Below are 21,467 nucleotides of genomic sequence, written 5' to 3' on the forward strand. Positions count from 1 at the left end.
CAGGAAGCCTGTGCGGCGGGGTGTGGCCGGCAGCCGCGGCCGAAGGCGGCGCAGGGCCGATGACCCGGCTCACACCACCCGGACCCCGTCCTTCCAGACCTCCCGGATGTTCCCCGCCAACCCCGGGAAGTCATAAGGATCCCCGGCCACCACGACCAAGTCCGCTCGCAACCCGGCCTCCACCCGCCCCAGCTCTCCGTCCAACCCCATCAACCGCGCGGCGGACGATGTGGTCGCCTCCAGGACGTCCCCCGGCGTCATCCCGCAAGCCGCCATCAGCGCCAGCTCCTCGAGGTTCGTCCCGTGCGGCCCGACCCCACTATCGGTCCCCATCGCGATTCGCACTCCCGCCGCATACGCGCGGCGGACCGAATCCCGGTGCACCTCCACCACTTCACGCGCCTTCGCCACCACCGCGGCGGGCAAGTCCACCCCTGCGTCCGCCGCGCGCACGACGTTCACCGGGGCGATCAACGTCGGGACCAGCCACGTCCCGTGGCCCAGCATCAGCTCGATCGCTTCGTCGTCCAGGTAGATGCCGTGCTCGATCGAGCGCACCCCCGCGCGGACCGCGTTCTTGATGCCCGCCGCTCCCTGGGCGTGGGCCATCACCGGGCGGCCCTGGGCCGCCGCCTCGGCCACCAGGACCTCCAGCTCCTCCGGCGTGTACTGCGAATGCCGCGGGTCGTCGCGCGGGGACAGCACTCCGCCCGTCGTGCACACCTTCAGCACGTCCGCGCCCGCTCGCAGCAGCGTCCTGGCCACCCGGCGCATCTCGTCGGGGCCGTCGGCCGTCGCGTCCGGGCGGCCCGGGTGCGGGACCAGCAGGGGGACGCACAGACCGGACGGGTTCCAGCTGTCGCCGTGGCCGCCCGTCTGGCTGATCAGCCCGATCGAAATCTGCAGCCGCGGCCCTGGGATCAGGCCGTCGTCCACCGCCTGCTTGATGCCCAGGTCCGCGCCCGACGCGTCGCGGACCGTCGTGATGCCCAGGCCGAGCGTCGCCCACAGGTTCCGCGCCGCTTCGTAGAACTGGTAGGAAAACGGCTTCTGCACGCGGGCCAGCAGCCCGATGTCCGACACCGTGACGTGCACGTGGCAGTCGAAGAGCCCCGGCAGCAGCACCGCGCCCGAACAGTCGACGCCCTCGTCGCCGTCGAGGTCCGTGCCGACGTCGACGATCCGGCCGTGCTCGACGACGACGTCGGCCGGCGCCGGGTCCGCGCCCGTGCCGTCGAAGACCGAGCCGCCGGTGAAAACCGTGCGCGTCACGCCGCCTCCACGAGAGAAGTCCGTCGCGGCGCCACCACCGCGGCCAGGGCGAGGACGACGACGTTGACGCCGAGCCCGACCAGTCCCACGTTGACCGTGCCGACGAGATGGGTGTCCACAAAGGTCAGCCAGACGACCACCAGCTCGCCCGCGATCAGGCCGGCGAACACCGGTCCCTTGCCGACCGGCACGCGCCGCAGGAAGCCCAGCAGGTTGGCCGGGGCCAGCTGGACCGACCCCGAATAGGTGAGCAACAGCAGGTTGGCCAGCAGGTCCGGCCGGAAGATGCCGAGCACGAGGGCAAGAGTACTCGCGAGCACAACCGTGCCGTGGTTGATCCAGAACTGCCTGCGGCCACTGCGGACGCGGACGATGTTGCGCGCCACCAGCGACGAGATGCCGATCAGGATCCCGGCCGCGGGGACCATCGCGGTGGCCGTCGCGGCGACCACGATGATGCCGGTCACCCAGGGCGGCAACGCGTCTTTCGACAGCGTCAGCAATACGCCGTTCGGGTCACTCTTCTTGGGCACCACGATGATCGCGGCGAACCCCACGATCATCGGCAGCAGCAGGCACAGCTCGTAGATCGGCATCCAGGTGTAGTTGCGCCGCAGCACCTTCGGGTCGCGCGCGGACATCAGCGCCGGCCACGAGTGCGGCAGCGTCATCAGCCCGACGCCGATCGCGCTGACCAGCATGCTCGTCACGAACCACACGTGATCGTTCGGTCCACTGTGGACGATCAGCTTCTCCGGGTGCAGCTGCTCGATCTTGTGGAACACCCCGCCGATCCCGCCGGCGAAGTGCGTCGGCACGGCGATGATCAGCACCACCAGCGCGACCAGCATGATCCCGTCCTTGAAGTAGGACGTCGCCGCGACGCCGCGCAGCCCGGCCCACAGCACGAACGCGACCACCAGCACGCTGCCGGTGACCATGCTCAGCGTGCCGGACGCGCTGTCGCCGGTGACCAGCCGGACGATCAGGCCCAGCCCGGTGATCTGCAGCTGCAGGTACGGCAGCACGAAGACCACGCCGAGCACCGCCGACAGCGTCCCGAGCGCCCGGCTGGAGTAGCGGTCCTCCAGGAAGTCGCCCTGGGTGAGGTAACCGCGCTCCTTGCCCATCGTCCAGAGGCGCTTCGCGAGGAAGAACAGCACGACGTAGGCGATCGGCACGTACGGCAGCGCGTACATCGCCGCGACGCCGCCGGAGAACGCGAGGCCGGCCATGCCGAGGAAGGTGAAGGTGGTGAACACCTCGCCCGCCTGCAGGAACCACATGGTGAGCGCGCCGAAGCGGCGGCCGCCGACGGTCCACTCGGCCAGGTCGGCGACGGGCTTGCGCCGGCCGAGGAAGCCGAGGACACCGATCAGGACGATGCCCACGAGGGTGAAGGTGAGGATCACGACTCGTCCTCCCGCCCGCGCATCAGGCGCTCCGACAGCAGCAGCGCCGGGGTGAACATGAGGCACCAGAACGCGCCCCACACGACCATGCGCGGCAGCCCGAGCCACAGCCCGGTGGTGTTGACGAACGGCAGGAACGGCATCAGGACCAGCGCGACGACCGGGAGCACCGGGGGCCAGTGGTAGCTGCGCACGCCCGTCACCCGGCCAGGAGCCCGAGGCGGCGGACGGCGAGCTCGGCCAGCAGCGCGGCGCCGTCGCCGAGGACGCTGTCGTCGAAGCGGGCGCGCGGCGAATGGTTGTCCGGTGCGGACTCCGGGTCCGTCGGGCAGGCGCCGAGGAACAGGTACGCGCCGGGAACGCGTTCGAGCACGCGGGAAAAGTCCTCCGAGCCGGTGATCGGATCGGCCATCTCGGTGAACCGCTCTTCGCCGAAGACGTCACGGATCGTGTCGGCGACGAAGTCGTACGCCGCGGCGTCGTTGACCGTCGCGGGGTACTCCGGCTCGTAGGTTACCTCGATGTCGAGACCGTGCGCTTGGGCGATGCCGCGGCAGACCTGGACGGCGCGCTCCCCCACCCGCGCCGCGACCTCCGGGGAGAACGACCGCAGCGTCGCTTCGAACTTCGCGTCGTCCGGGATGATGTTGCGGCGGGTGCCGGCGTGGAACTGGCCGACGGTGATCACGACCGGGTCGAAGACGTCGAAGGTGCGCGTCACCATCGTCTGCAGGGCGGTCACCATCTCGCAGGCCGCGGGGATCGGGTCGCGCGCGTCGTGCGGCGAGGAGCCATGGCCGCCGTCGCCGAGGACGCGGACTTCGAGCGCGCCCGAGGCCGCCATCAGCGTGCCGGGCCGGGCGGCGAAGTGGCCCTTCGCGTAGGTGGCGGCCGAAACGTGCAGGCCGTAGGCGGCGTCGACGTGCTTGCCGGACGCGGTCAGCACGCCTTCCTCGATCATGTGGCCGGCGCCGTCCCAGCCTTCTTCGCCGGGCTGGAACATGAAGACGACGTCGCCGGCGAGTTCTTCGCGGCGAGCGGCGAGCAGGCGGGCCGCGCCGACCAGGCCCGCGGTATGCAGGTCGTGGCCGCAGGCGTGCATGGCGCCGTCGAGGGTCGAGCTGAACTCCTCGCCGCTGGCTTCGGTCACGGGGAGGGCGTCCATGTCGCCGCGGAGCAGGACCGTTCCGCCGGGTTGGCCGCCGCGGAGGACCCCCGTGATCGACGAGAGGTTCTTGCCGAGGCTGATTTCGAGGGGCAGGCCGTCCAGCGCGGCGAGCACCCGCTCCTGGGTGCGCGGGAGGTGCAGGCCGATCTCGGGGATGCGGTGCAGGTCGCGGCGGAGGGCGACCAGGTCGGCGAGGAGGGCGGCGGCGTCCGAACGCAGGGTCATCCGCAGATCATGCAAGTGTCGAGCACAATGGCCGCAGGAATTCCCCGAAACCACCGCTGCGAGAGCCGATGAACGAAGAATCCGCCATGTTGACCGAGCAGGACCTCAAACTGGTCGACGCGCTGCAGGCGGCGCCGCGGGCGTCGTGGTCGACGCTCGGCCGCGCGCTCGGGCTCGGCGCGGTCACCGTCGCCCGGCACTGGGACACGCTGGTCGAGCGCGGGGACGCGTGGCTCACCGCGTACGTCGGCGGCGAGCTGAGCGCGCGGCTGGCCCTGGCGTTCGTCGAGATCGCGTGCGTGCCCGGCACGGCGCTGGCCGTCGCGGGCGCGCTGGCCGCGGACCCGCACGTGGTCACCGTCGAGTACGTGGCCGGGCCGTGCGACCTGCTGGCTCACGTCGTCGCGCCGACGCTGCGCGAGCTGGGCGCGCACGTGCAGGACCGGGTGGCGGCGGTGCCCGGGGTGGCGCGGGTGCGGACGGTGCTGTCGCCGCGGATGTTCACCGAGGGCAGCCGGTGGCGGGTGCGGGCGATCTCGCCGGGGCAGCGGGAGGCGTTGTCGGCGAAGCCGGCGAAGAACCGCGCGCCGCTGCGGTTCGACGACGCCGACCGCGCGCTGGTCCTGGCCCTCGGCGTGGACGCGCGGGCATCGGCGGCGGCGCTGGCGGCCGAGCTGGGTGTCGGGGCGACGACGGTCCGGCGCCGGCTGGACGCGTTGCTGGCCCGGGGCGCGATCCGCGTCCGGTGCGAGATCGCGCGGTCGGTGTCGCCGGCGCCGGTCACGGTGACGCTGTGGCTGCGGGTGCCGCCGGACAAGCTGGAGACGACGGCGCGGTCGCTGGCGATGCTGCCGGAGGTGCGGATGTGCGCGGCGCTGACGGGGGCGGCGAACCTGATGCTGGTGGTGTGGCTGCCTTCGCAGCACGAGACGCTGGGGTTGGAGGCGGTGCTGGCGGCGAAGCTGCCGTGGCTGGAGGTGGCCGCCCGAGCGGTGACGCTGCGGAGCGTGAAGCTGATGGGCCGCCTGCTCGACGCGGCGGGGCGCGGGGTGGGCCGGGTGCCGCTGGACTTCTGGGCCGCGGTCCCCGTGCCGGAGCACGGGGACCGCGGCGTAGGCCGGTCCGGGGGATGAGGGGGGTGAGGTGGAGGGAAGCATCCACCGGACCGGGTCTTCGGGGCCGGCTTCGAGGGCCGGGCTTCGGGGCGCTGTGCTGGAGTGCGGTGCCTTCGGGGCACGGGCTTGGGAAGCGCGGCTCCCGGGTGCTGGCTTCAGGGCTGGGCTCCGAGGCCGCGGCTTCGGGGCGTTGACTCTGGGCCGAAACCTCGGGACTGAGGCTTTAGGGCTGGCTCCGAGGCTGAGGTTTCGGAGCGCCGGCCTCGGGCCGGCTTCGGACCACCGGCCCGAGGGCCGTGGTCTTCGGCTACCTCCTACGGGACTACTGCTTGGGCGGCGGCACCTTCGGGCGCCGGCCCTGTGAGCACCGGCCCGGAAGTTGGCCTCCGGCTGCACCTTCTCCGGAGCGCCACCCCCGGATGAGCCGACTTAGGCCGGAGGTTCCGGCCCGCCCGCCCGAGGGGCGGGCGCCGGGCCGGGAAGTTCGGGAGCGGATCTCCTCTGATCGGAGCCTGTGGCTCGTGTGGTCGGAGGCGGGTCTCGCCCTGGCTGGAGCGGCTCTGACTTGACCGGCTCGGGTGACCCGAGGCTGGACTCGTCGGCGGTGCGGGAGGAGTTCCGGCTCGGTGGACTCGGGGGGTGAGGTGGAGGGAAGAACGTCCACCGGCCGGAACTCGCGGGGCGGGACTGCTCCCGCCGTCTTCCTCCTTCGCTGATCCGGCGAACCGGATCGGTGTGGGGTGAGGAATCCCGGCCCGGGGGACATAGGGGGTGAGGTGGAGGGAAGTGTCCACCCGGGCCGGGGCTCGGGGCGCGGGACGGGGTCCCGCGGTTCTTTCGGGTGGTGCGACCGGCCCGGCGGACTTGGGGGGGTGAGGTGGAGGGAAGTATCCGCCGGGCCGGGGTTCGTGGGGCGGGTCAGTACCCGCCGGTCGCCGCGGCCGTCGAGACCTGCGCTTCCGGCCGGCGCGACGGGTCCACCTTGCAGCCGTTGGGTTCCATGGCGTACCAAGTGTTCCCGGCGCCGTGGCCGGTCGCCTCGCCGGGCGCGCCGTCCTTGGCGTAGGTGTAGACCGGCCAGCCGCCGACCGTCACCTGCTCGCGGCCGTCGGCTCTCGTGATCCGGCCGACCAGGCCGGTGTCGATGTCCTGGGCGACGGTGATCCGGCCGTCGACGAGCAGCGGTGGCCACGTCTTCGCGCAGGTACCGTCGCAAGTGGACTGTCCGGAGCCCTTGCCGTCCTTGGTGAACAGGTAGAGCGTGCGGCCGGCCTGGTCGGTCAGGACCGGGCCGAGGCCGCCGATGTCGGTGGTGCCGAGGGTGGTCGCGGCAGCCGCCTTGACCTTCTCCCCCGTCGGCGTGATCGCCGCCCAGTCGTCGCTGACGTTCTGGCCGAGCGCGACGCCGGTGCCGGTGTCCTTGGCGTAGGTGTACACCGGCCAGCCGGCGACCGTCACCTGCCGCTGCCCGTCGGGCCGGGTGACCTGGCCGACGAGCCGAGCGTCCACACCGGACGCCGACACCGGGGTGTCGGAGAGCAGCGGCGGCCACGCCTGCTCGCAGGCGCCGACACAGGCGGTCCGCGACGGCTTCGCGGAATCCTTGGCGTAGCGGTAAAGCGTGTGGCCCGCCGCGTCGGTGAGGACCGTGCCGAGACCCTCCACTGTGGACGTGCTCAGCTGCGCCGAGCCGGTGGCGGGAGTCGCCTGAACCGTGCTCGCCGAGAGCTGCTGCGCGGCCGGCTGGACCACACCGGACGTGGCGTACGGGTTGGTCCCGCAGGCCGCGACCAGCGCGAGACCGGCGACGGCGGCCACGGCAGCGGCACTCGGACGAGCACGGTTCATCGGACGTTCTCCCTCCTGGTGTGGAGTGACCGGACGGGTGGAGCTGCTACTCCGCGCAAGCCTTTCCGGAGTTGATGCAGTTGACCAGGCGGCCCATGATCCTGCGGCTCATCACGTTCGCGAAGTCGTCGTGGTCGGACCGCGGGTTGTGCTTCTCCTGGGCGAAGGCGTCCACTTTGTACTGGCCCTTCTGCTGGACGTCCTGCGGGACGTTGTAGACCAGCGTCACCTGCAGCTGCGGCACGTTCTTGAAGCCCTGCGGGCACTTGCCCTGCTGGTTCGCGAACACGATGTGCGTGCGGTGGTTGGCGCTGTCGGTGTTCTTGCCGTCCCAGCAGTTCGGGAAGGCGTGGATGCGCTCGACCTTGCTGCCGGCCGGGCAGATCGGGTAGAGGTCGGTCAGCCGGTCCTCGAACCCGGTGCAGGTCCAGCTCGGCCGGGCGTTGGCCGGGCCGTTGGTGCTCTGCTTGGCGTCGCCGTAGAGGATCTTCAGGCCGAGGGGCATCGCGACGACGTTCTGAGCGCCGCCGCCGATGAACTTCAGCGTCGCGGACTCCGGCTCGATGATCTGGCCGTCGTTGTCGCCGACCTCTTGGTTCGCACCCTGCGGGCCGCCGAGCTGCGTGGCCGGCGGTGCGGCGGCGGAGCTGCTCTGGTTGTTGTTCTGGCCGCCGTTCTGGTTGTTCTGGCCGCCGTTCTGGTTCTGGCCGCCGTTCTGGTTGTTCTGGCCGCCGTTCTTCCCGCCGCGCCGGCGGTCCTGGGCCTGCTGCTGGTTCTGCTGGTTCTGGCCGTTCTGCTGCTGGGCGTTCTGGTTACCGCCGCGGGCCGCGCCGCCACCGGTGCCGCGCTGCTTCTGCTGCTGACCGTTCTGCTGCTGGCCGTTCTGCTGCTGCGCGTTCGGATCCTGCGCATTCGGGTCCTGCGCGTTCGGATCCTGCGCGTTCGGGTCCTGCGCATTCGGGTCCTGCGCGTTCGGATCCTGGCCGTTCTGGTTCTGGGCGGCCTGCTGGCCCTGACCGGCGTCCTGGGCGGCCTGCGCGTCCTTGGCGCTCTGGTCCTGCGGGACGTCGGCGATCTTGCCCTGCTGGTTCTGCTGGGCCTTCTGGTTCTGGCTCGCCTTGGTCGCGTTGTCCGCGCGGTCGACGCGGATCACCGGCCAGAAGTACGCCGACTTGTCACCGTTCTTGCAGGTGGTGCCGCCGGCGAGGAGGCTCTTGAGGCTCGAGTTCGCGTCGGTGGTCACGTTGCCGACGTAGTCGTGCAGGTGCTGAGCACCGTTCTTGATCCCCGGCTGCGCGATGAAGTTGTCCGGGTTGTGGTGCGCGCCGTCCGCGTTCGTTCCGCAGTTGACGGTGAAGGAACCCTGCGCACCCTTCTTCAGCAAGGCCGCGTTGACGTTGTTGCCGGCGGGAACCTTGTTGATGTCGATGAAGAACGACGGGTCCGCGGGGTCCGCGCTGGCCTCGCCCGTGCGGCCCGCGGTGACCGCGACGGCGAGCGCGCCGACGGCGATCGCCAGGCCGATCGCGCCCATGGCGATCTTGGTACGGCGGGCGACGCGATGCTTGCCCGTCACGGGGGACCGAGAATTCCGGGCCATAGACTAGTTCACCTCGTTCGTTATTCCGGGCACGCCGAACACCGCGGTGGCCCGGGCAAGAACTCCGTTGGTTTGAGGTCGAGATCGCACGGAACCCGGGGGGATGCTTGCGGTTCCGGCTGTCGGGATGCATCGGGGGATGCATTGGGGGATACGGACGCGGGCGCGGTGAGGTTCAAAAGCGACCAGCCCGTTATCTGTTCGTTATCAAGCGGAACGCAACCGCACGGCATTAACCCAGGTCACGGCAGTGCGAAAGAAAAAAGCGAGTTCTGAACCGCGGCGAACGCGCCTGCGTGGTCCGGACCGGAGAAGCGGAAAAGGAGTCAGCGCTGCACGACGACGAGCACCGTGCCGTCGTCGCCGCGGACCTCGAAGCGGCTGATCTGCTCCACCGCCAGCGAGGTGGAACCCTGCAGCCGCAACGGGTCCGGCGAGCCGGGGATGCCGAACCCCTTGGGCGGCACCGACCAGCCGGACACGACGCGGTCGTCGCCGGTGGTCGAGATGGCGACCAGCTGGCACTTGAGCGGTCCGACGATCCCGCGCAGCTCGAGGTCGACGCGGCTGCCCCACTCCACCGGGGACACCGTGACGACGGCGCTCACGGCCGACCCGCCGCTGCCGCGGCCGTAGGTCTGGCCGCCGCCGGGCTGGTTCGGCGCGCCGGTGGACGGCGGGGGCACGGACGTCGCCAGGACGCTCGTCGCGGGCGGGGGCTGCTTGCCGGACGGCGCGGCGAGGGAAGCGGGCGGGACGGCGTCTGCCGGCTGGACCGCGAGGGTCACCAGCGGGCCCGCGATCACCGCGGCGGCGGCCGCGGCCCCGGCGAGGAGGCCGATCCGCTTGCGGCGGCGGCGCTTGACGGCGGCCTCTTCCATCAGGCCGCGCAGCACGCGGGGCCCGGGCGCGAGGGTGCGCGGGCCGGGCGCCGGCATCGGCGGCTCCGGCCAGCTGCGCTTGACCAGGTCGAGGACGTCCGGCAGCTGGTAGAGCTCGATCAGGTCGAGCTGGCAGTGCGGGCAGTTCATCAGGTGGGCTTCGAACTGCGTGCTCTCGGCCTCGCTGAGGACGCCGAGCACGTACGCGGCGACGTCGGTGTGTGCGGACCCGGCCACCCTCAGCTCACCCCCGCTCCCGGAGGGCCCGGCGCAGGGCGCGGACGGCGTGGTGGATGCGGGACTTGATGGTGCCCGGCGGCACGCCGAGGGTCGCCGCGACCTCGTTCACGGTGCGATCGCGCAGGTAGGTCTGCTGGATGGCTTCCCGCTGCTCGGGCGAAAGGCCCTGCAGCGCCTCGTAAACGATCATCGCGGCGAGCGTCCGGTCCGATTCGTCGGACACCGCGATCGCGTCGGACTCGATCTCTTCGAGCTCCTGGGGCCGGACACTGCGGCTGCGCCAGCCGTCGATGACGGTCCGCCGGGCGACGGTGAACAGCCAGGCGCGCAGCATCTCCGGCTGGCGGTCGAGCTTGTCCGCGTTCCGCCACGCCTTGATCAGGGTCTCCTGCACGACGTCTTCGGCCCACTGCCGGTCGTGGCCGGTCAGCCGCAGCGCGAACGCCATGAGGGACCCGCCGAACTCCTGGTAAAGCGCCTTCGCCAAGTCATCGGAGGCGTCGTTCGGCTCGACAACGACTTCCTGATCTTGAACGGGTCTCAGCGCTCGGGTGTGCCGTCCCACGCGGGACATCCTGGTGCTCCGAAGGGGCTACGTCCAGTACCAAACGGTCCCGAAACTTTTTTGAACCGTTTCCGGACCGTGTCCGTATCCCCTACCGAAGACCCCGACAAAGCGTTGTCCCCCGCAACGCTCCGCATCCACTCCGGACCGATTGTCCACTGTGGATCATTCGCGCGCATTTTCGCCTCACCCCAGGCTACTGCGCGTAGTCATGCCCTCGGAGGAGCAGTGATACGCATTCCCCGTACGGTGGTCCCCGCCGCCGTGTGCCTCACCGCACTCGCCCTGCTCACCGCCTGTACCGCCGGCGCGGCCACCACCTCGGGCGGCTACGCCGCGGGTGGCGGTGCCGGGATGCAGATGCCCGGTATGCAGCAACAGGCCCCGATGACGATCGCGATGCCGCAACCCATCACGGCCAACCCGAACGACCCGCTGAAGAGCCAGCTCAGGGCCGCGAAGACGTTCGACCTCGGCCTGATGCTCGTCGACGGGACCGGTTACACGCTCTACCGCTACGACCGCGACTCGACCGACCCGTCCCGCTCGAACTGCAACGACGCGTGCGCGACCAAGTGGATCCCGGTCAAGGCCGGCGGCAACCTGGCCCCGATCGACGTCGACCGGTCGCTGATCGGCCAGATCACCCGTGACGACGGCACCCAGCAGGCCACCCTCGCCGGCTGGCCGCTGTACCACTTCACCGGCGACAGCGAACCGGCCGACACGTCCGGGCAGGGCGCCGACCAGGCGTGGTACCCGATCGCGCCGGACGGCAAGAAGATCACGATGACCCAGGACCAGTGGAGGGAAAATGCTTTCGGCCTCTGAGCTCGCGGGGCTGGAGCTCGCTCCGCCGTCCCCGCTCGAGCGTTCACGCCCGCTGGTCCGGATCCTGTTCGTGCTGGTCGCGGTGCTGACGCTGCTCGCGTCGGTGTCCCCGGCCTCGATCGCCCAGACCACCGCGGTCTCGCCCGAAGACGCCGTGCTGCTGACCAAGGTCCGCCAGGCGGGCCTGTGGGAGATGCCCTCGGGCATGATGGCAATGCAGAAGGGCAGCCCGAAGGTCCAGGCGGTCGGCTTCGCGATCATGATGGACCACGGCCGGCTCGACGTCGCGACGCGCGCGCTGTCGCAGAAGCTGAACTCGCCGGTCCCCGACCAGCCCTCGGCCGAACAAATGGGCTGGCTGGCCGAGGAGATGGCGGCGCCCCCCGGGGCGTCGTTCGACAGCGTCTTCGCCAACCGGCTGCGCGCGGCGCACGGCCAGGTCTTCGCGATCCTCGCGCAGCTGCGCGCCGGCACCCGTAACGACGACGTGCGGGCGTTCGCGACCGTCGGCAACCAGGCCGTCATGCGGCACATGACGATGCTCGAGAGCACCGGCATGGTCGACTACACCGCGCTGCCGACGCCGGCCGTCTCCACGACCGCCGCGCCCGTCGGGCAGCCGCTGGGCCTCGACTCGTCCCAGATCGCCGTGGTGGGTGCGCTGTTCCTGCTGCTCGGCGGCGGCCTGTTCTACGTGCTGCGCCAGGTCAAGGGCAACCGCGGCCGCGGCCGGGGCTCGCGCCGGCCGGCCACCGTCAGAACCGGGGGCAGCCATGGTTGAGACCTGGCACGACGCGACGATCTTCCTCACGCAGCAGTTCCAGCCCAAGACCGACCCGGCGGCCCGCGGTCTCGCGGCCTTCGCCGCCCGGGCGTCCTACGCGGCGATGATGCTGACGCTCACCTGGGGCGTGCTCACCGCCACCGGCTGGGTGCGCTCGGTCACCGGTCGCAAGGCACTCCGCAGCTCCCACATGGTGCTGGCCACCGCCACGCTGATCTTCGGCGGCATCCACGCACTGGGCTTCTTCTACCTGACGATCCAGCCCTACAGCCTGCAGTACCTGTTCCTCCCCTTCCTGTCGGACCAGGAGACCCGGCACAGCATCGGCATCGTCGGCTTCGAGGTCATGCTGGCCATCGCGCTCACCGCGGGCCTGCAGCGGTTCACCTCCTACCGCCGCTGGCTGTGGCTGCACCGCTGCGCGTACCCGGCGGTCGCGCTGACCGCGCTGCACGCGTGGTTCGGCTCGATCGCCAACGGCCACCTCGCGGTCGTCTGGCTGGGCGGCATCACGCTGCTCGTCCCGGCGGTCACGACGTCGCTGCTGCGGTTCATGCCCGCGCGGACCCTCGAACGCATCGGACTCGTGGAAGAGCAGGTGGCCTGACATGCCCTTCCGTTTGCCCGGTGGCGGGCCCCGGATCAGCGTCGACAACGACCGGTGCGAGCTCTACGGCATCTGCGCGATGGAGGCCCCGGACGTGTTCGACCTCGGCCAGGACGGCCGCCTGCGCTTCCACACGCGGCTGCTGGACGAAACCACGATTGAACAGGCGAAGATGGCGGCCCGCTGCTGCCCGATGCAGGCGGTCGTGATGAGAGGAGAGCTCGATGGCTGACGGCGACCGGATCGTCATCGTCGGCGCGGGCGTCGCCGGGCTGCGCGCGGCGGAACGCCTGCGCGAGCAGAAGTTCGACGGCGAGATCGTCCTCATCGGCGACGAGGCGCGGCGCCCCTACCACCGTCCGATGGTCTCCAAGGCGCTGGTGATGGGCACCGAACGGCCCAGCGACGTCGGGCTCGACCACTACCTGCCCGACCTCGACGTGCACTGGCGCCTCGGCGCCCGGGTCACGCACCTCGACACCACCGAGCGGGTCGTGCACCTGCCCGGCGGCGAGTCCCTCTGGTACGACGGCCTGATCGCCGCGACCGGCGTCTACCCGCGGCACCTGCCCGGGGCCCCGCGGCACGACCCGCGGGTGCGGATCCTGCGCACGGTCGAGGATTCGATGGCCGTCCGGCGCTGCCTGCACGCCAGCAAGAAGCCGGCCGTCGTGATCGGCGCCGGCCTGATCGGCAACGAGTTCGCGGCGAGCATGCGGCACATCGGCCGGGACGTCACCCTGGTCGGGCACGCCAAGGCGCCGCTGCACCGCTTCGGTGACCGCGTCTCGAGCGGCATCGTCGAGGCGCACCACGAGCACCGCGCGAAGCTCGCGATGAAGAGCGAAGTGCGGCACTGGATCAGCACGAAGGACACCGTCGGCCTGCACTTGACGAACAACCAGCTGCTGGTCGCCAGCGTCGTCGTGCTCGCCATCGGCAGCGTCCCGTCGGTCGACTGGATGCGCGGCTCCGGCCTCGACATCAGCGACGGCGTGCTCTGCGACTCGAAGCTGTTCGCCGAGGGCGCTTCCGACGTCGTCATCGCCGGCGACATCGCGCGCTGGCCGAACCTGCGGTTCGACGAGACCCCGCGGCGGGTCGAGCACTGGATCAACGCCGTCGAGTCGGCCCGGCACGCGGCGGACAACCTGCTGATGGGCCAGTCCAGCGCCAAGCCGTTCACCCCGCTCCCCCGCGCGTGGTCGACGCTGTACGACACGCGGCTGCAGATGTGCGGCATGCCGTCGCTGGCCGAGGACACCGTCACGCTGGCCGACGGCATCACCGGCTTCATCCGCGACGGGCGGCTCGTCGGCATCTCCTCGTGGGACAAGCCGCGGGCGATGCTGGACTGGATGGCCGAGCTCGACCGCCGGCTGCCCGCGCCCGACTACGTGCCGGAGCCGGAGCCCGCTCCCGCCCCGGCGGTCGCGGAGGTCCCGACCGTCGAACCGGCGATCGCCGCGCTGGCGGCCGACGTGCCGCCGGAGTTCGACAGCGGCTTCGACCACCAGGCGTTCGAGCGCGAGTTCGAGAGCGAGTTCGCCAACGACATCCCGACCACGGCGTTCCCCTCGCTCGCGGCTCCGCCGACCACGGCGTTCGCCGCGCAGCCCGGGGCCGCGGCGCCGCCGACCATGGCCATCCCGATGGGGAGGTAGAAAGCCGGGACGTGGCTGCGCGCGGCGGCCATCGTCCCTTCGCCGGTCACCACGCCCCCTCCGCGGCTGGGCGGTGTGGTGACCGGCCCCCAAGCTGTGACACCCGAGGCTCGGGGGCTCCGCCACCCGGAACCCCGGGACGAGAAGAACGTCCCCCTGCCCGCCTCGCGTCCGGAACGGACCGAGCGCCCGGCGGGCCAGGAGAGGGCCATCCCGAGGGAACCCGACGCCCCCGGGGTGGCCTTCTTCCGGCGCACCGGGCGGGGGCCCGGGGTCGAGCGCCGCGGCGGTCTCCGCTGCCACGGCGTGCACGTCCGTACCGGCCTTTCCCGGGGGAAGGGTATGCCGCCGGGAAGGCCGGTACGGGCGAACAGTCGGGTTCGGGGTTGCACCGGCGAAGGCCGTCTCGAGGGAAACGGGAACCCTCGAGGCGGCCTTCACCTCGTCCGCCGCCAGGACTCCCCGCCGCGTACGGCGTCCGGGCGTCGCTTGTGGACAGTCCGAGCAGGCCGCCGCCGACGGACGCGAAGGCGAGCGCGACTGTGGCGTCGAGGCCGATGCGCCGGGTCAGCCGGCCGACGTGGCGGCCGCCGAGGATGATCGGGACGGTCAGCGGGACGATGCCGAGCCCGGTGCCCAGCACGCCGAACCCCTTGGCGTACTGCAGGCACGACGCGTTGACGTAGAACAGCGCGAACATGCCGAAGAAGACCGTCGTCAGGCCGAGGCAGGCGCTGCGCAGGCCCGGGATCCGGAACAGCCGCGGGTCCAGCAGCGGGTGTTCGGCCTTCAGCTCCCGGAGGACCCAGGCCGTGAACAGCACGGCGGCGCCGGCGAACCCGGTCACGACGACCACGCTGCCCCAGCCCGCCTCCGGGCCCTGCACGATCCCCACGAGCAGGGCGACCGACGCGCCGACGAGCAGCAGCGCGGAAACGGGGTCGAGCCGGCGGTCGTGCCGCGACGACACCGGGGCGGTCCGCGCGACCAGCGCGGCTTCGGCGAGCGCGACCGGCACGGCGGCGGCGAACAGCCAGCGCCACGACCCGGTCGTCAGGACGAGCCCGCCGCCGACGTTGCCGAGGACGCCGCCGATGCCGGTCATCGACGCCCAGACGGCGATGGTCGCGGCCTTCTTCTCCGGCGGGACGGCGTGGAGCAGGACGGCGAGCGAGTTCGGCAGCACCGCGGCCGCCCCGACGCCGGTGAGCGCGCGGCCGGCGAGCAGGAGGACGACGTCCGGGGCCAGCGCCGACAGCAGCGCGCCGGCGGCGAACAGCCCGAGCCCGGCCAGCAGGACGCCCTTGCGGCCGTACCGGTCGCCCGCGGCGCCGCCGGGGATCACCAGGCAGGCGAACACGATGACGTAGGTGTCGACGATCCACACCAGCGTGGCCGCCGACGGGTGCAGCTCGCTCGCGGCGAGCATCGGGACAGCGAGGTTGACCGCCGCGACCATGCCGACGACGAGCGCGACGCAGGCGCACATCAGCGTCAGCAGGCCGCCGGTCCGTTGCTTGAGGTGCATACGGCCGACGGTAAGAATGGGTGACCTGGTCGTGCCACGCAACTTCGGCAAAGGTGAGTTGCGTACGCTGCAACCATGGCGGACCAGCTGGACCTGAACCTGTTGCGCGTGTTCGACGCGCTGCTGCGGGAAGGCAGCGTGACGGCGGCGGCCGAGCGCCTCCACCTGTCCATCCCGGCGGCGAGCCGCGCGCTGGGCCGGCTGCGGCGGGCGATGGGCGACCCGATCCTGGTGCGGGCCGGGCGCGGGATGGCGCCGACGCCGTTCGCGCTCCGCACGGCACCGCGGGTGCGGTCGCTGCTGGAGGAAGCGGCGTCGCTGGTCAACGCGGACTTCTCGGTCGCGGGTCTGGAGCGCACGTTCACGATCCGCATCAACGACGGCGTGGCGGCGACCCTGGCGACCGCGGCGGTCGAGGCGACGGCGGCGGCCGCCCCGGGCGTCACGCTGCGCTTCGTCGCGGAGGGCACCGAGAGCACGGAGGCGCTGCGCGACGGTTCGGTCGACCTCGACATCGGCGCGGGCGACGTCCCGGCGCCGGACATCCGGACGGCGGTCTTGTACCGCGAACGGCTGGTCGGCATCGTCCGCGCGGACAGCCCGCTGGGCCGCGGCCGCCGCCCGACGCTGGCGCAGCTGTGCCGCCACCCGCACGTGTCGGCGTCCCGCCGCGGCCGGGCGCGCGGCCCGCTGGACGACGTCCTGGCGGCGGCGGGCCTGCAACGCCACGTGGCGGCGGTGGTGCCGACGTCCGCGCTGGCGCTGCTGCTGGTGGCCTCGAGCGCGCACGTCGGGCTGGTGCCGGAGCGGCTGGCCGAGCAGCACGGCCCGGCGCTGGGCCTGCGCTGGTTCCCGATCCCGGCGGAGCTGCCGGAGGTCGAGGTGGGCCTGTTCTGGCACGCGCGCCTCGACGCGGACCCGGCCCAGCGCTGGCTGCGCGACACGCTCCGCACAGCGCTGCGCTGACCCGAAGCGTGCCGCGGAAGCCGTCCGGTGTGGCACGATCGTCGGCGTGAGCAGCACGTCCGCCTCCGAGCAGTACCTGCGCGACCTCGCGCTGCTGCGTCGCGTCAAGGACCGGATCGACCGGGAGTACGCCCAGCCGCTGGACGTCGAGGCGCTCGCCAAGGGCGCCGGCATGTCCGCCGGGCACCTCAGCCGCCAGTTCCGCAAGGCCTACGGAGAGTCACCGTATTCGTACCTCATGACCCGGCGGATCGAACGCGCGATGGCGCTGCTGCGCAAGGGCGAGCTGAGCGTCACCGAGGTCTGCTTCACCGTCGGCTTCTCGTCGCTGGGCACCTTCAGCACCCGGTTCGCCGAGCTGGTCGGCGCGCCGCCGAGCGTCTACCGCGAAGAGCAGGCCGAGGCGACCGTCGGCCTGCCGCCGTGCGTGGCCAAACAGGTCACCAGACCGATCAGGAATCGAGAAGCGCGGCCCTCGGCGGCCACCTAGGGTGACGACCATGGACGTCACCATTCACTCGAGCTTCCTCCCGCACACCGACCCGGAAGCCTCGCTCGCCTTCTACCGCGACCTGCTCGGCTTCGAGGTCCGGATGAACGTCAAGTACGGCGAAATGGCCTGGATCACCGTGGGGCCACCGAACCAGCCCGACACCGCGATCGTGCTGGCGCCGGCGACCGCGACGCCGGGCCTCACCGACGACGAGCGCCGCACCATCAACGAGATGATGGCCAAGGGCACCTACGCCGGCATCAACCTCGCCACCAGGGACCTCGACGCTCTCTTCGCCAAGCTCGAAGCGGGCAACGCCGAGGTCGTCCAGGAGCCGGTCGAGCAGCCCTACGGCGTCCGCGACTGCTCCTTCCGCGACCCCGCCGGGAACCTCCTGCGCATCCAGGAGCTCCGCTGACCGAGGTCGCGGCCCGGTCGTACCGCCAGGTCCTGCGCGACCGGCGCGTGGCCGGGCTGCTGCTGGGGGACCTGCTGGCCAACGTCGGCACCGGCATGATCATCGTCGCCATGCCCGTGCAGACGCTGTCCCTGCACGGGAACGTCCCGAAGGCGATCGCGATCGGGCTGGTCGAGGCGGCGCCGTTCGTGCTGTCGACCGTCCTCGCGCTGGCCATCGGGCTGGGCCGGGTGCGCGTCCCGCCGCGCACGCTCCTGGTCGCCGACTGCGTGCTGCGGTCGCTCACCTTCACCGCGCTCGGCGTCCTGGCCGTCACCGGGCGGCTCACGCTGCCCGTCCTGATCGCCGGGCTCCTCTTCGGCGCGACGGGCAAGCTGGCCGGGTCGAGCAGCCGCCGCCTGCTGGCGACCGAAGCCGCGGGCGACGCCGGGCGGTTCTCGGTCAACGGCCTGCTCGGGCTCAACACCACGTTCGCGCTCTACATCGCCGGACCGGTGCTGGGCGGGCTGGTCGTGGCGACGGCGGGCGCGGGCTACGCGCTCTTCTTCGACGCGGGCGGCGCGCTGGTCCTGCTCGCGGCCACCCTCCGTTTCGTGCCCCGCGCGGCCGCGGGCCGCGACGCCCTGCGTGAGCCGAAGACGTCCGGCTGGCGGATCCTACGACGCCGCCCGGTGGCCGCGCGGCTGCTGGTCGTCGAGTTCTTCTTCAACTTCCTCTACATGCCCATCGAAGTGGCGCTCCCGCTGTACGTGAGCGGCACGCTGCACGCGGGCGCGTCCGGCCTGGGGCTGCTGTGGGGCGTGCTGGGGGTCGGCGCGTTCCTCGGCTCCGCGCTGGTCAACCAGCTGCGGAACCTGCCGCAGCGGCCGCTGCTGGTCGCGATCATCGGCTTGTGGGCGCTGTGCCCGATCGCGCTCGCGTTCGCCGGGAACCTCACGCTCGCGCTGGTCGTCTTCGGCCTCGGCGGCCTGGTGTACGCGCCGTTCACGCCGGTCGCCTACAGCTTCCTGCAGTCGGGGCTGGCCCCGGGCGAACAACACCAGGTCGTCACGCTGTGGACGACCGGCGCCACCGTCGCCGCGCCACTGGGCCTGGCCCTGGGCGGGCCGCTGATCGAACTGGCCGGCAGCACCGGCGGGCTCGTGCTGTCCGGCGTGCTGACCTTGCTGCTGCTCCCGATCGCGGCCCGGGCCGTGCTCGGCCGCACTCGCGAAAGGGAACCGACATGTGCCTCAGCCTGAAAGCCGCCGCGCACGAGCACTTCCGCGAGCTGGCGCTGCTGCGCCGCGTCCGCGACCGCATCGGCCGCGAAGCGACCCTCGACCTCGAAGCGCTCGCCCGCGACGCCGGCATGACGACCGAACACCTGACCCACCGGTTCCGCCAGGCCTACGGCGAAACCCCGCACGGCTACCAGCGTGCGGCGCACGCCGGCCGAACCCCCACCTTCGAACGAGTGCTGGAGACCCGATGACCAAGCCCGCGAGGAAGTCCGCGTCGCACGTCGCCGACAGCCACGACCTGATCCGCGTCCACGGCGCCCGCGTGAACAACCTCAAGGATGTCAGCGTCGAGCTGCCCAAGCGGCGCCTGACGGTGTTCACCGGGGTTTCCGGCTCCGGCAAGAGCTCGCTGGTGTTCAGCACGATCGCCGCGGAGTCGCAGCGGCTGATCAACGAGACCTACAGCACCTTCGTGCAGGGGTTCATGCCGACGCTGGCGCGTCCCGACGTCGACGTGCTGGACGGGATCACCACGGCGATCATCGTCGACCAGGAGCGGATGGGCGCCAACCCGCACTCCACGGTCGGCACCGCGACCGACGCGAACGCGATGCTGCGCATCCTGTTCAGCCGGCTCGGGCAGCCGCACATCGGTTCGCCACAGGCGTTTTCCTTCAACGTCGCCTCGATCAGCGGCGCCGGCGCGGTCACCATCGAGAAGGCCGGGCGCCAGATCAAGGAGCGCCGCAGCTTCAGCATCACCGGCGGCATGTGCCCGCGCTGCGAGGGCCGCGGCAAGGTCAACGACATCGACCTGACCGCGCTGTTCGACGAGAACAAGTCGCTCAACGAAGGCGCGATCACGATCCCGGGCTACAGCATGGAGGGCTGGTTCGGCCGCATCTTCCGCGGCTCCGGCCTGTTCGACCCGGACAAGCCGATCAAGAAGTTCACCAAGAAGCAGTTCAACGACCTGGTCTACAAGGAACCGACCAAGATCAAGGTCGAGGGCATCAACCTGACGTTCTCCGGGCTGGTCCCGGCGATCCAGAAGTCGATGCTGGCCAAGGACGTCGACTCGATGCAGCCGCACATCCGCGCGTTCGTCGAGCGGGCCGTCACGTTCACGACGTGCCCGGACTGCGACGGCACGCGGCTGTCGGCGGAGGCCCGGTCGTCGAAGATCGACGGGATCAGCATCGCCGACGCGTGCGCGATGCAGATCAGCGACCTCGCCGCGTGGGTCGGGAAGCTGGCCGAGCCGACGGTCGCGCCGCTGCTGGACGCGCTGAAGCACACGCTGGACTCGTTCGTCGAGATCGGGCTCGGCTACCTCTCGCTCGACCGTCCATCCGGGACGCTTTCGGGCGGGGAAGCCCAGCGCACCAAGATGATCCGGCACCTGGGGTCGTCGCTCACCGACGTCACCTACGTCTTCGACGAGCCGACGATCGGCCTGCACCCGCACGACATCCAGCGCATGAACGACCTGCTGCTGCAGCTGCGGGACAAGGGCAACACGGTGCTGGTCGTCGAGCACAAGCCGGAGGTGATCGCGATCGCCGACCACGTCGTCGACCTCGGCCCGCGCGCCGGTTCCGCCGGCGGCGAAGTCGTCTTCGAGGGCACGGTCGCCGGGCTGCGCAAGAGCAAGACGCTGACCGGCCGGCACCTGGACGACCGGGCGTCGCTGAAGTCGTCGGTGCGCTCGCCGTCGGGGGTGCTGGAGGTGCGCGGCGCTTCGACGCACAACCTGCAGGACGTCGACGTGGACATCCCGCTCGGCGTGCTGGTGGTCGTGACCGGGGTGGCGGGTTCGGGCAAGAGCTCGCTGATCCACGGTTCGGTGTCCGGCGGCGAGGGGGTCGTGACGGTCGACCAGACCGGGATCCGCGGTTCGCGCCGCAGCAACCCGGCGACGTACACGGGGTTGCTGGAGCCGATCCGCAAGGCGTTCGCCAAGGTCAACGGCGTCAAGCCGGCGCTGTTCAGCGCGAACTCCGAAGGCGCGTGCCCGAACTGCAACGGCGCCGGCGTCGTCTACACCGACCTGGGGATCATGGCCGGCACCGCGACGCCGTGCGAGGTGTGCGAGGGCAAGCGGTTCAACGCGGAAGTCCTGGAGTACACCTTCGGCGGCCGGGACATCAGCGAGGTGCTCGGGATGTCGGTGGCTGCGGCGACGGAGTTCTTCGCGTCCGGTGACGCCGCACTGCCGGCGGCGCACAAGATCCTGACGCACCTGTCGGACGTCGGTCTGGGGTACCTGACGCTCGGCCAGCCCCTGACGACGCTGTCCGGCGGCGAGCGGCAGCGGATCAAGCTGGCGACGCACATGGCGGAGAAGGGCGGGGTGTACGTCCTCGACGAGCCGACGGCGGGCCTGCACCTCGCCGACGTGGAGCAGCTGCTGGGCCTGCTGGACCGGCTGGTGGAGGCGGGCAAGTCGGTGATCGTCATCGAGCACCACCAGGCGGTGATGGCCCACGCGGACTGGATCATCGACCTGGGCCCGGGAGCGGGCCACGACGGCGGCCGGGTGGTGTTCGAGGGGACACCGGCGGAGCTGGTGAAGGCGAGGAAGAAGACGCTGACCGGCGAGCACCTCGCGGAGTACGTCGGCTGAC

Annotated in this window: 21 protein-coding genes; 12 read left to right on the plus strand and 9 right to left on the minus strand. The window is 71.5% G+C overall.

The genetic code is table 11. The annotated features are described in order from the left end of the window. Positions 1–69 precede the first annotated feature (69 nt). The 4 genes from ACZ7OH_RS24025 to ACZ7OH_RS24040 are packed head-to-tail and all read right to left on the minus strand — an operon-like array spanning position 70 to position 4,077. Positions 70–1,272, minus strand: coding sequence for a metal-dependent hydrolase family protein (locus ACZ7OH_RS24025; protein ID WP_470282795.1), 1,203 nt, complete (start codon positions 1,270–1,272; stop codon positions 70–72). Further along, positions 1,269–2,684 carry a sodium:solute symporter family protein gene (locus tag ACZ7OH_RS24030; RefSeq protein WP_470282796.1) on the minus strand — a complete coding sequence of 472 codons (1,416 nt, stop codon included), beginning with the start codon at positions 2,682–2,684 and terminating at the stop codon, positions 1,269–1,271. Before ACZ7OH_RS24030 ends, ACZ7OH_RS24025 begins: the two co-directional genes overlap by 4 nt. Further along, positions 2,681–2,878 carry a hypothetical protein gene (locus tag ACZ7OH_RS24035; protein WP_400889583.1) on the minus strand — a complete coding sequence of 66 codons (198 nt, stop codon included), beginning with the start codon at positions 2,876–2,878 and terminating at the stop codon, positions 2,681–2,683. The genes ACZ7OH_RS24030 and ACZ7OH_RS24035 overlap by 4 nt, the downstream gene beginning before the upstream one ends. A gap of 5 nt (positions 2,879–2,883) precedes the next feature. Next, complete coding sequence (locus ACZ7OH_RS24040; RefSeq protein WP_470282797.1) at positions 2,884–4,077, minus strand: M20 metallopeptidase family protein; 1,194 nt, start codon at positions 4,075–4,077, stop codon at positions 2,884–2,886. A gap of 86 nt (positions 4,078–4,163) precedes the next feature. Between ACZ7OH_RS24040 and ACZ7OH_RS24045 the strand changes: the two genes are divergently transcribed. Next, positions 4,164–5,210: an Lrp/AsnC family transcriptional regulator gene (locus ACZ7OH_RS24045; protein WP_470282798.1), complete on the plus strand. Its 1,047-nt coding sequence runs from the start codon at positions 4,164–4,166 to the stop codon at positions 5,208–5,210. Between the two features lie 900 nt (positions 5,211–6,110). On the opposite strand, the gene ACZ7OH_RS24050 is transcribed toward ACZ7OH_RS24045, so the two are convergent. From ACZ7OH_RS24050 to ACZ7OH_RS24065, 4 genes are all read right to left on the minus strand, one after another. After that, complete coding sequence (locus ACZ7OH_RS24050) at positions 6,111–7,040, minus strand: SCO0930 family lipoprotein (RefSeq protein WP_470282799.1); 930 nt, start codon at positions 7,038–7,040, stop codon at positions 6,111–6,113. Positions 7,041–7,086: 46 nt separating this feature from the next. Then, positions 7,087–8,640, minus strand: a complete 1,554-nt coding sequence (locus tag ACZ7OH_RS24055; RefSeq protein ID WP_470282800.1) for a DUF1996 domain-containing protein — start codon at positions 8,638–8,640, stop codon at positions 7,087–7,089. 326 nt (positions 8,641–8,966) lie between these two features. Next, positions 8,967–9,758: a zf-HC2 domain-containing protein gene (locus tag ACZ7OH_RS24060; protein WP_400889573.1), complete on the minus strand. Its 792-nt coding sequence runs from the start codon at positions 9,756–9,758 to the stop codon at positions 8,967–8,969. A 7-nt stretch (positions 9,759–9,765) separates the two neighbouring features. After that, on the minus strand, positions 9,766–10,326 hold the full coding sequence (locus ACZ7OH_RS24065; protein ID WP_400880671.1) for a sigma-70 family RNA polymerase sigma factor: 561 nt from the start codon (positions 10,324–10,326) through the stop codon (positions 9,766–9,768). Positions 10,327–10,590: 264 nt separating this feature from the next. Here ACZ7OH_RS24065 and ACZ7OH_RS24070 point away from each other — a divergent pair, with 264 nt between their 5' ends. The 5 genes from ACZ7OH_RS24070 to ACZ7OH_RS24090 are packed head-to-tail and all read left to right on the plus strand — an operon-like array spanning position 10,591 to position 14,212. Continuing rightward, positions 10,591–11,157, plus strand: a complete 567-nt coding sequence (locus ACZ7OH_RS24070; protein ID WP_400889571.1) for a hypothetical protein — start codon at positions 10,591–10,593, stop codon at positions 11,155–11,157. Continuing rightward, positions 11,141–11,938, plus strand: coding sequence for a DUF4142 domain-containing protein (locus tag ACZ7OH_RS24075; RefSeq protein WP_470282801.1), 798 nt, complete (start codon positions 11,141–11,143; stop codon positions 11,936–11,938). The genes ACZ7OH_RS24070 and ACZ7OH_RS24075 overlap by 17 nt, the downstream gene beginning before the upstream one ends. Further along, entirely contained in the window at positions 11,931–12,548 is a 618-nt protein-coding gene (locus ACZ7OH_RS24080; protein ID WP_470282802.1) for a ferric reductase-like transmembrane domain-containing protein, read from the plus strand. Before ACZ7OH_RS24075 ends, ACZ7OH_RS24080 begins: the two co-directional genes overlap by 8 nt. 1 nt (position 12,549) lies before the next feature. After that, on the plus strand, positions 12,550–12,780 hold the full coding sequence (locus tag ACZ7OH_RS24085) for a ferredoxin (RefSeq protein ID WP_086675010.1): 231 nt from the start codon (positions 12,550–12,552) through the stop codon (positions 12,778–12,780). Next, positions 12,773–14,212 carry an NAD(P)/FAD-dependent oxidoreductase gene (locus ACZ7OH_RS24090; RefSeq protein WP_470282803.1) on the plus strand — a complete coding sequence of 480 codons (1,440 nt, stop codon included), beginning with the start codon at positions 12,773–12,775 and terminating at the stop codon, positions 14,210–14,212. The genes ACZ7OH_RS24085 and ACZ7OH_RS24090 overlap by 8 nt, the downstream gene beginning before the upstream one ends. Before the next feature lie 46 nt (positions 14,213–14,258). On the opposite strand, the gene ACZ7OH_RS24095 is transcribed toward ACZ7OH_RS24090, so the two are convergent. Further along, positions 14,259–15,701 carry an MFS transporter gene (locus ACZ7OH_RS24095; RefSeq protein ID WP_470282890.1) on the minus strand — a complete coding sequence of 481 codons (1,443 nt, stop codon included), beginning with the start codon at positions 15,699–15,701 and terminating at the stop codon, positions 14,259–14,261. A gap of 114 nt (positions 15,702–15,815) precedes the next feature. Here ACZ7OH_RS24095 and ACZ7OH_RS24100 point away from each other — a divergent pair, with 114 nt between their 5' ends. From ACZ7OH_RS24100 to ACZ7OH_RS24125, 6 genes are read left to right on the plus strand one after another with little or no spacing between them, the layout of a single operon-like run. Continuing rightward, on the plus strand, positions 15,816–16,706 hold the full coding sequence (locus tag ACZ7OH_RS24100; protein ID WP_470282804.1) for a LysR family transcriptional regulator: 891 nt from the start codon (positions 15,816–15,818) through the stop codon (positions 16,704–16,706). Positions 16,707–16,752: 46 nt separating this feature from the next. After that, complete coding sequence (locus tag ACZ7OH_RS24105) at positions 16,753–17,196, plus strand: helix-turn-helix transcriptional regulator (RefSeq protein ID WP_470282805.1); 444 nt, start codon at positions 16,753–16,755, stop codon at positions 17,194–17,196. A gap of 10 nt (positions 17,197–17,206) precedes the next feature. Beyond that, a complete protein-coding gene (locus tag ACZ7OH_RS24110) occupies positions 17,207–17,617 on the plus strand; it encodes a VOC family protein (protein WP_470282806.1) in 411 nt (136 codons plus the stop codon). A 47-nt stretch (positions 17,618–17,664) separates the two neighbouring features. Next, positions 17,665–18,858, plus strand: a complete 1,194-nt coding sequence (locus tag ACZ7OH_RS24115) for an MFS transporter (RefSeq protein ID WP_470282807.1) — start codon at positions 17,665–17,667, stop codon at positions 18,856–18,858. Next, on the plus strand, positions 18,843–19,091 hold the full coding sequence (locus ACZ7OH_RS24120; RefSeq protein WP_470282808.1) for a helix-turn-helix transcriptional regulator: 249 nt from the start codon (positions 18,843–18,845) through the stop codon (positions 19,089–19,091). Before ACZ7OH_RS24115 ends, ACZ7OH_RS24120 begins: the two co-directional genes overlap by 16 nt. After that, positions 19,088–21,466, plus strand: coding sequence for an ATP-binding cassette domain-containing protein (locus ACZ7OH_RS24125; protein WP_470282809.1), 2,379 nt, complete (start codon positions 19,088–19,090; stop codon positions 21,464–21,466). The genes ACZ7OH_RS24120 and ACZ7OH_RS24125 overlap by 4 nt, the downstream gene beginning before the upstream one ends. The last annotated feature ends 1 nt before the right edge of the window (position 21,467 follow it).

Source organism: Amycolatopsis sp. NPDC114478 (assembly GCF_055633805.1).